The sequence below is a fragment of the Bacillus sp. AFS001701 genome (assembly GCF_002559405.1).
GTDB lineage: Bacteria > Bacillota > Bacilli > Bacillales > Bacillaceae_G > Gottfriedia.
Window position 1 is genome coordinate 18,750 of the sequence record NZ_NTZO01000140.1, and the last position, 13,817, is coordinate 32,566.

Annotated in this window: 15 protein-coding genes and 1 pseudogene; all 16 read left to right on the forward strand. The window is 34.1% G+C overall.

Annotation, left to right across the window (positions count from 1 at the left end; translation table 11 throughout):
* Positions 1–2: 2 nt before the first annotated feature.
* The 16 genes and pseudogenes from CN514_RS11100 to CN514_RS11170 all read left to right on the forward strand — a co-directional run bounded on the left by CN514_RS11100 (position 3) and on the right by CN514_RS11170 (position 13,735).
* Positions 3–1,271, forward strand: a complete 1,269-nt coding sequence (locus CN514_RS11100) for a peptidase (protein ID WP_098232633.1) — start codon at positions 3–5, stop codon at positions 1,269–1,271.
* A gap of 270 nt (positions 1,272–1,541) precedes the next feature.
* A complete protein-coding gene (locus tag CN514_RS11105) occupies positions 1,542–1,766 on the forward strand; it encodes a hypothetical protein (protein ID WP_098232634.1) in 225 nt (74 codons plus the stop codon).
* Positions 1,766–2,701 carry a nickel ABC transporter permease gene (gene nikB, locus CN514_RS11110; RefSeq protein ID WP_098232635.1) on the forward strand — a complete coding sequence of 312 codons (936 nt, stop codon included), beginning with the start codon at positions 1,766–1,768 and terminating at the stop codon, positions 2,699–2,701. The genes CN514_RS11105 and nikB overlap by 1 nt, the downstream gene beginning before the upstream one ends.
* Before the next feature lie 32 nt (positions 2,702–2,733).
* Positions 2,734–2,841: pseudogene (locus CN514_RS25305) on the forward strand (dipeptide/oligopeptide/nickel ABC transporter ATP-binding protein); the annotation flags it as partial.
* 196 nt (positions 2,842–3,037) lie between these two features.
* The gene (locus CN514_RS11120) at positions 3,038–4,126 is read left to right on the forward strand and encodes an alpha/beta hydrolase family protein (RefSeq protein WP_286141640.1); all 1,089 of its coding nucleotides are present in this window, start codon (positions 3,038–3,040) and stop codon (positions 4,124–4,126) included.
* Positions 4,119–4,715 carry a M20/M25/M40 family metallo-hydrolase gene (locus CN514_RS26485; RefSeq protein WP_286141641.1) on the forward strand — a complete coding sequence of 199 codons (597 nt, stop codon included), beginning with the start codon at positions 4,119–4,121 and terminating at the stop codon, positions 4,713–4,715. Before CN514_RS11120 ends, CN514_RS26485 begins: the two co-directional genes overlap by 8 nt.
* The gene (locus tag CN514_RS26490) at positions 4,702–5,166 is read left to right on the forward strand and encodes a M20/M25/M40 family metallo-hydrolase (protein WP_286141642.1); all 465 of its coding nucleotides are present in this window, start codon (positions 4,702–4,704) and stop codon (positions 5,164–5,166) included. The genes CN514_RS26485 and CN514_RS26490 overlap by 14 nt, the downstream gene beginning before the upstream one ends.
* Before the next feature lie 117 nt (positions 5,167–5,283).
* A complete protein-coding gene (locus CN514_RS11130) occupies positions 5,284–6,069 on the forward strand; it encodes a polysaccharide deacetylase family protein (RefSeq protein ID WP_098232637.1) in 786 nt (261 codons plus the stop codon).
* A 225-nt stretch (positions 6,070–6,294) separates the two neighbouring features.
* Positions 6,295–6,774 (forward strand): PH domain-containing protein, encoded by a 480-nt coding sequence (locus tag CN514_RS11135; protein ID WP_098232638.1) that lies wholly within the window; start codon positions 6,295–6,297, stop codon positions 6,772–6,774.
* Positions 6,767–8,182 carry a PH domain-containing protein gene (locus CN514_RS11140; RefSeq protein WP_176525873.1) on the forward strand — a complete coding sequence of 472 codons (1,416 nt, stop codon included), beginning with the start codon at positions 6,767–6,769 and terminating at the stop codon, positions 8,180–8,182. Before CN514_RS11135 ends, CN514_RS11140 begins: the two co-directional genes overlap by 8 nt.
* 109 nt (positions 8,183–8,291) lie before the next feature.
* Positions 8,292–9,728, forward strand: a complete 1,437-nt coding sequence (locus tag CN514_RS11145; RefSeq protein WP_098232640.1) for an FAD-binding oxidoreductase — start codon at positions 8,292–8,294, stop codon at positions 9,726–9,728.
* A 4-nt stretch (positions 9,729–9,732) separates the two neighbouring features.
* Positions 9,733–10,275, forward strand: a complete 543-nt coding sequence (locus CN514_RS11150) for a hypothetical protein (protein ID WP_098232641.1) — start codon at positions 9,733–9,735, stop codon at positions 10,273–10,275.
* A gap of 288 nt (positions 10,276–10,563) precedes the next feature.
* Positions 10,564–10,743 carry a hypothetical protein gene (locus CN514_RS11155; RefSeq protein WP_025672313.1) on the forward strand — a complete coding sequence of 60 codons (180 nt, stop codon included), beginning with the start codon at positions 10,564–10,566 and terminating at the stop codon, positions 10,741–10,743.
* A gap of 158 nt (positions 10,744–10,901) precedes the next feature.
* Positions 10,902–12,413, forward strand: a complete 1,512-nt coding sequence (locus tag CN514_RS11160) for an MDR family MFS transporter (protein ID WP_098232642.1) — start codon at positions 10,902–10,904, stop codon at positions 12,411–12,413.
* 102 nt (positions 12,414–12,515) lie between these two features.
* Complete coding sequence (locus CN514_RS11165) at positions 12,516–13,142, forward strand: class I SAM-dependent methyltransferase (RefSeq protein ID WP_098232643.1); 627 nt, start codon at positions 12,516–12,518, stop codon at positions 13,140–13,142.
* A gap of 170 nt (positions 13,143–13,312) precedes the next feature.
* The gene (locus CN514_RS11170) at positions 13,313–13,735 is read left to right on the forward strand and encodes an RrF2 family transcriptional regulator (protein ID WP_176525874.1); all 423 of its coding nucleotides are present in this window, start codon (positions 13,313–13,315) and stop codon (positions 13,733–13,735) included.
* Positions 13,736–13,817: the final 82 nt, after the last annotated feature.

Genomic DNA, 13,817 nt, shown 5'->3' on the forward strand with positions numbered 1-13,817 from the left:
GATTGGATTTGAAAGCTAAAATTAATGACTATATTCATAAAAATAAGAACAAGGCAATTGAATTACTTCAGATTCTTGTTCGTGAAAAAAGTGTTTCAGGAAATGAAGCTGCTGCACAAAAAATTGTCTCAAATTATTTACAGGATCTTGGATTAGTGATTGATCGCTTTGAGCCATCATTTGAGGAATTAACAAAATCATCCTATTTTATTTCAGAACGAACATCATTTGAGGATAGTCCGAATATCGTTGCAATTTTAAACGGAATAGGAAATGGTAGATCGATTATATTAAATGGACATATTGACGTGGTTCCTGAAGGTGAAATAAGTAGTTGGGATCTCCATCCGTATAGTGGTGCTCTCGTAGGAAATCGCTTATATGGTAGGGGAACAACAGATATGAAGGGCGGAAATGTTGCTGCATTATTTGCGATTGAAGCAATAAAAAAATGTAATATTCCTCTTAAAGGTGACATCTATTTTGAAAGTGTTATTGAGGAAGAAAGCGGAGGGGCAGGTACGCTAGCAACGATATTACGAGGATACGAAGCAGATGCTGTCCTTATTCCAGAACCAACCAAAATGAAAATTTTTCCCAAACAGCAAGGCAGTGTTTGGTTTCGAATAAAAGTAAAAGGTAAAGTTGCACACGGTGGAACGAGGTATGAAGGTGTTAGTGCAATTGAAAAAAGTATAATGGTTATTAATCATATAAATCAATTAGAAAAAGTTCGAAATACAAGATTACTAGATGATCCACTATACAAAAATGTGCCAATTCCAATTCCGATTAATATCGGAAAAATAAATGGGGGTACTTGGCCCTCCTCTGTCTCAGATCTAGTTACTCTTGAGGGAAGGCTAGGTGTTTCACCGAATGAAACAATCGAAGAAGCTAAACTTGAAATAACGAGGTGGCTTAAAACACTTTCATTAATTGATGATTGGTTTACTGAAAATCCAGTTGAGGTTGAATTTTTTGGAGCAAGATGGTTACCAGGTAGTATCGATCTTGAGCATCCATTTATGGAATCTCTGAAGAAATCATATCAATATGTTTATAAAAATGAACCGATTATTGAAGCCTCTCCATGGGGTACAGACGGCGGTTTATTTACACAAATAAAACAAATACCTACTATTGTGTTTGGACCAGGGGAAACGAAGGTTGCACATTATCCAAATGAATACATTGATCTAGATGAATTATTTCGTTGTGCAGAGGTAATTGCCTACACATTACTAGATTGGTGTGGAGTAGATGAATAATGAAGTATTTTATCAAAACAAGTCTCAAAATATTTTCAAGGAAATAATATGAGCTTTTATTTTAAATATTATGTAAATAATTGACGAAACATCAGGACTTGATTAAAGTGGACGATCTGGCGAAAAATAGCAATACAATGTTGTGGGCTAACTTTAGGGTTAGTCCTTTTTTGTTCTAATAATACTATTTTAAGCTATTCTTATTCTGATCCTGACATTCTTTATATGCTATTCCATTCAAGTCAAATTGGAGGATTAAATCATATTCGAGTGAATAATCCAGAGCTTGATGCTTTATTAGAAAAAGGCAGAAAAACTACCAATGTTGAGGAAAGAAAGCAAATTTATGCTGACGCTCAAAAGTTGATTGTTGAAAATGCCTACTGGGTGCCAGTCTATTCTCCTAAAGTGTTTTATATTGTCAATAAGAGAGTACATGATATAAAACTTCAGTCAACGAATATACTTTTAAATGACAGTTGGGTGAGTAAGTAATGACTCAATACATTCTAAACCGGATCATTTCAGCCATCATTGTTATCTTTGGTATCTCGATCCTCTCATTTTTTCTAATACACTTGATACCTGGAGATCCAGTCAAAATAATGCTCGGTTTAAATGCATCACCGGAACAAGTTGCAAAACTAACACACCATTTGGGGCTGGATAAGCCCCTTTTGGTTCAATATTTACAATACATTAATAATGTGTTTCACGGCGATTTTGGGACATCCTTGAAAACCGGTAGACCGGTATTGACTGAAATCTTAGATCGTTTCCCTGAAACAATAAAGTTAGCAGCAACTGGGATGGTATTTGCCGTCATTATTGGAATCGCGTTGGGGGTTTTAGCAGCGAAATACAAGGATACGATAATCGATACATTTTGTACCGGCTTAGCAACCTTAGGCGTATCTATTCCGAGCTTTTGGTTAGGAATCTTATTAATTTTAGTATTTTTGGTAAAATTAAGCTGGTTTCCGATAGCTGATGGAACTGGACTCAGATCACTCATTCTACCTGCTATTACTTTAGGAGTAGTCATGTCTACTATGATTAGTAGATTAACTAGAAATGGAATGGTGGAGGTTCTATCAAATGACTTTATTCGTACTGCACGCTCAAAAGGTCTAGAGGAACGTCATATATTATTCCGCCATGCCTTTAGAAATGTGCTTATTCCAATCATTACTGTCATTGGGTTGCAAATAGCAGCTCTGCTTGGTGGTACGGTAATTATCGAGCAAGTCTTTAATTGGCCAGGTTTAGGTACACTTTCCATCGGTGCGATTATGTCAAGGGATTTTCCGATGATTCAGGGTACTGTCTTATTTATGGGAGTTGTTTACGTTAGCGTTAATATATTAGTAGACATCGTTTACAGTTTAATCGATCCACGTGTTAAATTGAATGAAAAGGGTGAAGGGTAATGGCAAAATTGAGTGAGGTATATAAACCATATTTGTTACAAGATTTACAAGAAGAACTAGGACTTTCGTATATTTTCATTTCACATGATTTAAGTGTAGTAGAACATATCGCACATCGCGTTCACCTGATGGAAAGTGGATTGCGTATTTTTCATTCCGGCAGATGGAGGAGAGGTAAGATATTTAAGCAAACAATATCATGATACGCTAAGTGATATGATTTTTACTGATATGCGCTTCCTAAAAAGTCCATTGAAACCTCAGTGGTCTAAAAATGGAAAGTACGTTTTTTGCCTCGGAACCAGGGAAGGCAGGAATGAAGTTGTCCGATTTGCTGTGGATGATTCAGAGGGAAGAGGACGTATAGTAATTGGTGGAGACAGGACTATTTTTCATTTCTCTTATAATGGTGATCAAACATTTGTGATAGCGTATTCGTCTGTTGAACACCCTGGAAAAATTGCTGTTGTTAGTATTGAGAATAATACAGGATACAATTATTTAAAGAGAGAACCAATGGAAGCTTTTTCTATTCTAGAAGCACCATCTTTATCCACAAACGAAGTACGGTTAGATCACTGCAATGATGCCTACTTATCTGAGGTAAAGGTAGTCAAACCAGAAGTCTTTTCGTATTTTTCAGAGGATGATTGGCAGATTCAAGGATTTGTCCTTAAGCCAGCTAATTTTGAAGAAGGAAAAAAATACCCTGTATTATTAGATATTCATGGGGGTCCTCATTCCTCGTTCGGCTATACTTATTTTCACCAAATGCAACTATTCTCTGCAAAAGGATTTGCTGTTGTTTACCTTAATCCACGAGGGACTTCTGGCTTTGGTGAAAATTTTACGAATGCAGTGTGTGGCGATTATGGCGGGAAGGATATGATCGATCTTTTTAACGGATTAAACGAGGCTTTACGACGTTTTGATTTTCTTGATAAAAACAAGGTGGCAGTCAATGGAATAAGTTATGGTGGTTTTATGGCGAATTGGCTAATTACTCATACCGATCAATTTTTTGCTGCCGTATCAGAAGGTTGTATTTCAAATTGGATATCGATGTATGGTACTAGTGATATCGCGCCGGAATTTATGGATGTAGAATTTCAAGGGAAAACGGATGTAGTATCACTTTGGAAACGCTCTCCACTTGCTTATGTTGAAAATGTGAATACACCACTTTTGCTTCTTCATAATGAGAGCGATTTAAGGTGTCCTATAGAACAGGCTGAGCAGTTTTATTCACACATTAAACGCAAGGGAGGAGAGGTGCAATTTGCTCGGATACCGAACTCAAGCCACGCACTTCTTCAAACTGGGAGACCTACGCTGCGAATTGAAAGGTTAGAAGCGATTCTAGGTTTTGTAACATCACAGTTACAAGAATCATTTGCAAAAGGGAGTCTGGCCATTTATGAATGAGATTAATACATGGGTTTCTCAGCATTACGAGTCGATAAAGTCCACTTATCAGCACCTTCATAAACATGCTGAAATTAGTTGGAAAGAATTTGAGACAACTGGATTCATATGTGAACAATTAGAAAAATTGAATATTCCCTACGAAACGTTTGAGGACATAACAGGTGTCGTTGGATACTGGGGGAATAAAGATGAAGGACCAACAATTGGGATAAGATCAGATATGGATGCTTTCTGGCAACTAGTGGATGGAGATTGGAAAGCGAATCATTCTTGTGGTCATGACGCTCATATGACCATGGTCCTGTATGCCATAACTTGTTTGAAGGAAATTGGATATGAACCTAAAGGATTAATAAAAATAATCTTTCAACCAGCAGAGGAAACTGGGAAAGGTGCAAAAGCAATCATTGAAAAAGGGATTTTAAATGACGTGAAACTTTTACTTGGTCTTCATGTGCGTCCTGTTCAAGAATTGAAATTTGGAAAAGCGGCACCTGCTATCTATCATGGGGCTACTACTTTATCCAGTCAATGCGGTAAAGGTAGACCCATCTGTTTCTGCATCTGCAAAGATGAAAATGGTTAGGGCCGGTGGAGAAAATGTAAATATCATTCCAGACCTTGCTGAGTTCGGAATTGATGTACGGGCCGAACGTAATGAAATAATGAAAGAGTTAATTAAAGATATTGAACAAGCGGTTTTTGCAGCTGGAACGGCCAATCATGCCGAAGTTACAATGGAAACCATTGCGGAAATGGTGGCTGCTGAAAAAAGTCACGTTATGGAAGAGGTTGTAAAAGAGGCAATCGTTGAAGCGATAGGAGATGAATGCTTAGCTCCAGCGGTTATTACTCCAGGAGGAGAGGACTTTCATTTTTACAAAACAAAATTCCCTCATTTACAAACAACAATGATCGGTTTAGGAACAGTTTTGAAGCCAGGCTTGCATCACCCGAATATGAGTTTTAATCTAGATTCACTATCAAACGATGTTAAAATCTTAAGTACTGCTATGATTAAGATGTTGGCGTTATAACAATAAATGATAGAGGACTCGGTTATTTACGAGTCTTTTTTTATTTTGTAAGAGAATTTATAATACAAGGCAATGAAATTGGAACACTAATAGAAAAAAGATAAAGTGAGGATTTATATGCGAAAGATAACTTTATTTTTTCTATGTCTTTTTTTGTGGATACAGCTGCCAGAAAAAACACATGCTGCAGACAAAATTCCAATTTTAATTTATCATTCCATTGATGAGTTTACTGGTCACGGAGTAAGAGACTTGTTTGTCTCACCTGAGAATTTTGAAAAGCAAATGATCTATTTACGTGATCATGGATTTACGCTCTTAACTTTTGAACAATGGGGAGACCGTAATAACGTTAAGAAACCTGTATTTATAACAATTGATGACGGTTATAAAAACAACTTAAATGTGTTAAAAATCTTTCAAAAATTGAAATCGGATACGTTTACACCAAGGGCAACTATTTTTGCGATATCCGACTATATTGGATGGCCGGATCGTCTTTCTAACACGGATTTAAAAAAGATGTCTGATACAGGGATGTTTTCAATCCAATCACACACTGCAACCCATCCAGATTTAAGGAAGATAGATGATTATAAGCATGAGTTGAAAGATTCCAAAGATAAGATCCAATCAATCACTGGAAAAGCTGTGATAGCTCTCTCTTATCCTTATGGGTATCATAATGATAAAGTAATTGAGGAAACAAAAAAGTACTATAAATTTGCAGTAGCGACAGATCCGAAATATTATTTAGAAAAGGGTACAAAGAATGAAGACTATCTTTTACCTAGAATCTATATAAAGTATGACTATACGATGAATGAATTTGCTAAGATTGTAGAAGGACAGGCTAAGGTAATTGTAAATTTTAGAGAACCTGAGACTATTTATTACGATTGAAATAAGGTTACTCATAAGTCTTTGTACGTTCGACTTTATGAGGTAACCTTTTTTTATTGACTAATCAGCTTAAAGATATTTGCTTAGTTAAAAGATTATTTTTTCATCAATCATGGGGAAAATTACCTTTTTTTAACTTTGTCGATAAATAGGAGGTTTGTGAATAGTTTGTCTCATGGTATGATATAGTAAGTGATAGATTAATGAGATAGAAAAGGTGATTAAATGAGAGCAAATCCATCACAAAGACCATCACCTAAAATGAGGTCAGTATGGAGAATTACATCACTACTTAGCAGTATCTCTTTAGTTGCTTTACCAATTATCTATTATTTTCTTATGAGATATTTTTCACTTCCCTTTTTTATTTTAATGATTATTATAGGTGTCGTTATAGCGTTAATTATTTTTTTAACTTTATTTTTACCTACACTTAAATTGAAATATACCGCATATGAGATTTATGAAAATGAGTTAGAAATTCAAAAAGGAATATTTGTTATTAAACGAATTGTTATTCCTATGGTCAGAGTTCAACACGTTACGACAGAAGTAGGACCACTACTGCGTCGATACGGTTTATCTACAGTGAATATTTCCACGGCTGCTACCACACATGAAATTGAAGGCTTAGAACACCATGTCGCAGAAAAGCTTAGAGATAAAATTATCTACTTAGCAAGGATAAGTGATGACGATGTTTGAGCCAAAAAGACAACATCCAGCTTATATACTTACCGTATTTTTAGAACAAATTAAAAACGTACTAATACCACTTATTATACTTTTAGTTTCAGGTGGTAAAGGGTCAATGTTTCAATATTTGTTTGCTGCTGTTCTGATTGTTTTTCCAGTTGCTTCAGCAATCATTAAATGGTATCGATTTACCTACTATATAACTGAAGATGAATTTAGAATTCGTTCGGGATTATTTGTAATCGAAAATACATTTATTCAAAAAGAACGTATTCAGTCTTTTTCAGTTAATGCTGGATTTATTCAACAGCTTTTTAATGTGGTGAGCGTACGAATTGAAACAGCTGGTGGAAAAAAAGCTGAAGGCATATTAAATGCAATACCTAAGGAAGTGGCACTTTCATTAAAAAATGAAGTATTAAACTCTAAAAAGAAAAAAGTAGGTTTGGTTGTAGCTGAGGAAAATAGTGGACAAGCAGTACCTTTAGTAGATATAAGTTTAACAATTGAAACGAGAAAACTTTTTTTAGCTGGAATCACTTCCTTTGAAGTTGGACTAGCTTTTGCCGTTTTAGCATCATTATTTTCACAAATTGAGGATTTACTTCCACATAGTATTTATGTGGCAATATATAATCAAATACAAACATTCACTTACATGATGTTTTTTATTGTATTTTTAGGTAGTTTATTACTTTCCCTAATTTTTTCAACCATTCGATACATATTGAAATTTGCAAACTTTACTGTCCAAAGAAGAGATGATCGAATGATTATTACAAGAGGGTTATTCGAAAAAAATGAATTTACGGTTTCATTAAAACGAATTCAAGGAGTAGTTATAAAAGAAGGGATCATTCGTCAATTATTCGGCTATTCTACTGTCTACGTCGAAGCTGTTGGAATGGGGGATAAGCAGGAACAAGGTAGACATGTTCTACATCCATTTATTAAAACGAAGGATGTCCACTTATTCCTAAAAAATTTTATTCCTTCTATTAACTATGATGAAATATCAAACCGAGCACCAAGAAGAGCTCGAAAAACGTATTATTCAAGAATGATTATTACTTTTCTTCTAATAGCAAGTGGAATTGTATTACTTCCATTTGTCCATTTCTGGGCTTATGGCATTGTTTTAATCAGTATATTTATTGGGGAATTAGGATTTAGAAATGCAGGCTATACATTATTAGATCGAACTGTGATCATTCAGTCTGGTTATTTCTCAAGAACAACCGCGATTTTACCAAAAGAGCGAATACAAGTATTGATCGGTGAACAAAGTTTCCTTCAAAAAAGAGTAAAACTAAAATCTATCTACATTACGATTCTTTCAAGCCAATTTGGTCGTACCTATCAGGTAAGACATTTAGATGAAAAAGACGTAAATCGAATGATTGGTTGGTTTAGTTAAAGCCATACCAGAGCAAGCACAGATCGTTAAAAGAAGACGTGTATACATTAGTGTAAGCACGTCTTTTTTTAGCGCTTAAATTTATTTTTTCTATTAGGAGGAAAAGAACTTGGGGAAAAGAGTATTTGTAGGAATAATCCTCTTAACCGTGTTTGTGACAGTTTTACATACGCTGTGGAATAAACCTACACCATTAAAGCATGGAGTGATTGATGATGTTGGCCATCTTCTTCCTACTAAAATTGATCGCATTGTCAAAGGAAGGGAATTAGATCAATTAAAGAAAATTGTCATCGATGCAAAAAAACAAGGGAAAACAGTTTCAATTGCAGGTGAGCGACATAGTCAAGGTGGTCATACATATTATAAAGATGGTGTGGTGATTGATTTAAAAACATTTAATAAGGTTGAAAAAGTGGATCCTGTTCAAAAGACAGTTATTGTTCAAAGTGGTGCAACATGGGGAGATATACAAAAAGCGATTAATCCTTATCATCTTGCATTAAAGGTAACTCAGTCACAAGAGATATTCTCAGTAGGTGGTTCATTAAGTGTGAACGCACACGGTCGTGACATTCGGAATCACTCATTAGCTAGTACTGTTAATTGGTTTACACTATTAACTCCAGAAGGGAAAGTAATTAAAGTAAGCCGCACTGAGAATAAAGAATTATTCCCGTATGTATTAGGTGGATATGGATTATTTGGAATTATTTTAGAAGTAGAGTTTCAACTAACAAATAATGAATTATATCGAGTAGAAACAAAAACGATGGACTATAAGAAATATCCAAATTATTTTAACAAGAACGTATTAGAAAACCAAAATGCAAGAATGCATATTGCTAGGATTTCTGTAGCACCAGATAGCTTTTTAGATAAGGTTTATGCAATTAATTATATGGCAACATCCCGCAAAATGACCGATTCAGATCAAGAGCTGAAGGAAGATCATTCCGCATTTTTACCGAAGTTTGCACTAGGTATGTCTAGAACTTCGGACATTGGTAAAAATCTATTTTGGGATTTTCAATATCGCTTTATTCACTCCCTAAACGGGAACTATGAAACTCGTAATAATGTCATGCGTTCTGAAAGTAAGTTTATGGAATTCGATGACCGTCAAGATACACAAGTTTTACAGGAATTTTTTGTACCTGTAAATGAATTTGTCCGCTACATTGATGATGTTAGAGCATATTTACAATATGAAAATTTAAATATATTAAATATAACGATTCGATACGTTGAAAAAGATGATGAAACAGTCATGAATTATGCAAAAGATGATATGTTTGCTTTCGTTGTTTTGATTCAACACGGTAAAGATAAAGAGTCTATTCAATATGCAAAAGAAGTCATTCAAAAGTGGACTGATCTAACTCTAGAGCATCGAGGAACTTATTATTTACCTTATTATCCATATCAGTCTAAGCAACAAATGGTATCAGCATATCCAAAAACGCAAGATTTTTTCAAGAAGAAAAGAGAGTTTGATCCAAATAATGTATTTATGAATACTTTTTATGAAAATTATGGGGAGTAATCCTATGAATCGTTTTTTAATCGCATTACTTAGTATTATTGGATTTAGTAGTTCTTTAGTATTTCCATATTATGTCCTCTTCTTAAGGAATATAGGAGATGCGTATGACGTATTTAGTTTATTATACGGACTTTTTTCATTAAGTTTAAGTGTGGTTGTATACTTTGGTGGCCGATTTGTTGAGCAGGTTTCACCATTTTTATTAATGATATTCCATTCATTATTTTGTTGTTTATTGTTTTTTTCACTGCCTTTGATCGATAATATAAAGATTGTTTATATTGGGCAAGTTTTATTTGGAGGATTTACTGCGTTATTCAAGATCGCTGAAAAGAAATTATTTATGAAGGCTTCATCTGATTTTTATAGAAGTCACTTATTTTGGACTTCTTTTATAACAGCTATTTGTATTATAGGTGTCGGAACTTTACTTGAATCGATTGACATTCAATTTATGTTTCATTTAGCAGCTTGGCTTTTCTTAATAAGTGCACTTGGTCTTTGTTATAAAATGATAATGAGCAAGAGCCAGACTGGTGCTAAGTAATGAAGTGTATTATTTAAATTCAGAGTAACGCAACAATGTTTTGTTTTTATAGGTTATTTTTGTGCGTAACGTTGTTATATTCCTTTTTATACAATAAAGTTAATGAATAAGTACCATGATTTACATATAAAATACTGTTTTTAATAAAAATAAAATAATAAATTTAAATTTATATATTGTTTAAGTAACGAAACAATGTTATATTAACTTTAAATTAATTAAAGTATTTATGGAGACATTCATTACTTTATGTGAAGTTAAATTGTATGAAAGGAATGATTATATATTATGAGACATGAGGAAGCTGTAGGAATTTTTTATGCTGCTTTTGTAATTTTAGGATTAACGATTGGTTTAGGTGTAGGTTATTTTACATCACATTTAATCGTAGGAGGATTTATTGGTTTTGGAATTGGAATAGGTTTAGGTCTATTAAGTAATGCTATTTTATACATTAATAAAGACTGATTTTGACGGCTGTGCCAATGATTGCTAAAGGATAGCTCTTCATCAGACTAAGTGCCACGAAAGAATAGCGTTTTTTAGTCAGTCAGATACTTAAGTTAGACCATGAATACAGTATTAAAATTAAATTTTATGCTTGAAATGTAAAAGGAGAGATGGTTATGCAAAAAAGGGAAACAAAACTGGTTCCTGTTATGATTGCGTTATTACTTGGGATATTTTTCGCTTCCCTTGATAACACAATCGTTTCTACGGCGATGCCTACAATTTTAAAAGATTTAGGGGGCTATGATAAATTTGTTTGGGTAACATCAGCTTACTTAGTTACAGAAATGGCTGGGATGCCAATTTTCGGTAAACTTTCTGATATGTACGGTAGAAAAAGATTTTTTATGTTAGGAATTATTTTATTCATTTTAGGTTCAGTTCTTTGTGGAACAGCAAATTCTATTATTCAGCTTAGTATTTACCGTGCAATTCAAGGTATTGGCGGAAGTGCATTAATGCCAATTGCTTTTTCAATTATTTGGGATGTGTTTCCTGTTGAAAAGCGTGGTAAAATGAGTGGTATTTTTGGTGCCGTTTTTGGATTATCAAGCGTTCTTGGACCATTAATTGGTGCTTATATCACAGATTATATTAACTGGAGATATATTTTCTATATAAATATTCCTTTTGGACTTTTAACACTTGGACTAATTAGTTATTTTTATGTCGAGTCAAAAAACCACACAAAGCAACAAATCGACTGGTGGGGTGCAACAACTTTTGTTATTAGTATCATATGTTTAATGTTTGCACTTGAGCTAGGTGGAAAAGAATATGCTTGGGATTCAGTTCAAATTTTAGGTTTATTTGCTGGATTTGCTGTTTGCCTTATTGTCTTTTTATTTATTGAACGTAAAGCAGCTGAACCGATTATTTCGTTTAGCATGTTTAAATATCGTCTTTTTGCTGCAAGTAACTTTGTTGGCTTATTTTATGGAGCGGCATTCATCGCTGCAACAATTTACATTCCAATCTTTATCCAGTTTGTTCAAGGTGGAACAGCTACGAATTCAGGTTTAGTTTTATTACCAATGATGGTAAGTGTAAGTATTTCTGCCGCATTTGGTGGAGCTTTAGCAAATAAAACTAGTTATCGTAATATCATGGTTGGATCGGTTGTACTTTTATTAGCAGGTATTATTTGTCTAGGTACTTTAACACCTGATACGACTAAATTCCAAGTGATTGTTTATATGATCATTGTTGGATTTGGTGTAGGGGCATCATTCTCAGTCCTTGGTATGTCTGCGATGCATCATTTCGATAATGAAAATCGTGGATCAGCAAGTTCAACTAACGCATTCCTTCGTGCTTTAGGAATGACGGTTGGTATTACTGTTTTTGGTGTTATTCAACGAAATGTATTTACTGATAAAATTGCTGATGCATTTGCAAAAAGTGGAGCACCACAGGATTTTTCGAATATTAATCAAGCCTTTACTCCTGAAGCTGCCAAATTGATTCCTGCACCAATACTGACAAAAATTACTGACGTGTTTTCAACGTCAATTGCTCATACATTCCTTTGGACATTAGTTCCTGTAGGATTAGCATTGATTTCAATTTTCTTAATGGGTAACGAGCGTTTATCTGATAAAGAAATGGCTAAGAGCAATGCGTCATAAATAGAAATAAAAAAGAAAGGCCTTGGGTCTTTCTTTTTTTGAACACAATAATATAGCCTAAGTGGGTAAGTGGATTAAAAGGCTTCGAAAGGTGATAGAATTATGACAGAAATTTGGGAATCGAGTTTTATAGAAAATCAAATGATGTGGGGATATGAACCTTCAGACTCGGCAATTTTAACAAAGGACTATTTCCTTGAAAAGAAAGTTCAGGATGTGCTGATTCCGGGGATTGGATATGGTAGAAACGCAAAGATTTTTACTGACAATGGAATAAACGTAACAGGTATTGAAATATCAAAAACAGCGATTGAATTGGCAAGACAAAATGGGCTTAATTTTACTATTTTTCATGGTTCAGTTACCGCCATGCCTTTTGATCAAAAGCTTTATGACGGTATTTTTTGCTACGCACTTATTCACTTATTGAATAAACATGAGCGAGAGAAGTTTATTAAAGATTGCTATAATCAGTTAAAGCCGAATGGCTATATGGTATTTACTACGATTTCAAAAGATGCACCAATGTACGGAAAGGGCAAGCAGCTAGATAAAGATTACTTCGAAATAATGGAAGGGATAAAAATGTTCTTTTATGATTCTGATTCGATCAAACAAGAATTTGGAGACTATGGATTGATTGAAGTTTCCGAAATTCTTGAACCCCATAAGAATATGGAAAGTAAACCTCCGTTTAAATTTACGATGGTGAAATGTCAAATGATATAATCATTATAAATATTATTGTCACTAAAAACTACGAATCATTATTGTGAATTTAGGAAAAGGCGTAGGGTTTTTCTAAATTCATTTAATTTTTTTCACACTGTATAACACTAATTTAGATAAGGTTGTCTTTTTCAAAAAATAGTTTAGACTAGTAACTGAGGTGAATGATCTTGAAAGATAAGGTTTCTAGTACGAAATGGTTTGGACTAGCACTGCAATCTCTACTAGTTTTAGCGGAGCAAGACGGAATTTGTCCAAGCGTAGTATTAGCTCAAAAACTCGAAGCACAATCTACTTTTTTAAGAAAAATTCTTGCCAATTTAGTTAAGGCAGGCATTATTTCTGCTAAAGAAGGACGAGATGGTGGATATTATTTAGCCAGAGGTGCTAATGAAATTACTTTAAAAGATGTTTATGATGCGATGAGATCAGATCCATATTCAAAAGGCTTTTTAGATGTAAATAGTAAGGAATGTTTTACACCATCTACACGATCTGCTTTATATGAATTAAAAGATGAGATGGAAAGCTGGCTTGTTGAAGGTCTTGCAAAGAAAACAATTTCAGACTTATTACCAAAGGAAAATGGATAAAATAAAATCGAAACTAGTTTCAGACTGCCTGCCAAACGCTCGCAATCAGTTTGAAAATCAAATTATTAGTATGTTATCTAAG

Excerpts from the sequence above, each read along its gene's own strand:
- nikB (WP_098232635.1), top strand. The coding sequence starts at position 1,766 with ATGACTCAATACATTCTAAACCGGATCATTTCAGCCATCATTGTTATC.
- CN514_RS26485 (WP_286141641.1), top strand. The coding sequence starts at position 4,119 with ATGAATGAGATTAATACATGGGTTTCTCAGCATTACGAGTCGATAAAG.
- CN514_RS26490 (WP_286141642.1), top strand. The coding sequence starts at position 4,702 with ATGAAAATGGTTAGGGCCGGTGGAGAAAATGTAAATATCATTCCAGAC.
- CN514_RS11130 (WP_098232637.1), top strand. The coding sequence starts at position 5,284 with ATGCGAAAGATAACTTTATTTTTTCTATGTCTTTTTTTGTGGATACAG.
- CN514_RS11135 (WP_098232638.1), top strand. The coding sequence starts at position 6,295 with ATGAGAGCAAATCCATCACAAAGACCATCACCTAAAATGAGGTCAGTA.
- CN514_RS11140 (WP_176525873.1), top strand. The coding sequence starts at position 6,767 with ATGTTTGAGCCAAAAAGACAACATCCAGCTTATATACTTACCGTATTT.
- CN514_RS11150 (WP_098232641.1), top strand. The coding sequence starts at position 9,733 with ATGAATCGTTTTTTAATCGCATTACTTAGTATTATTGGATTTAGTAGT.
- CN514_RS11155 (WP_025672313.1), top strand. The coding sequence starts at position 10,564 with ATGAGACATGAGGAAGCTGTAGGAATTTTTTATGCTGCTTTTGTAATT.
- CN514_RS11160 (WP_098232642.1), top strand. The coding sequence starts at position 10,902 with ATGCAAAAAAGGGAAACAAAACTGGTTCCTGTTATGATTGCGTTATTA.
- CN514_RS11165 (WP_098232643.1), top strand. The coding sequence starts at position 12,516 with ATGACAGAAATTTGGGAATCGAGTTTTATAGAAAATCAAATGATGTGG.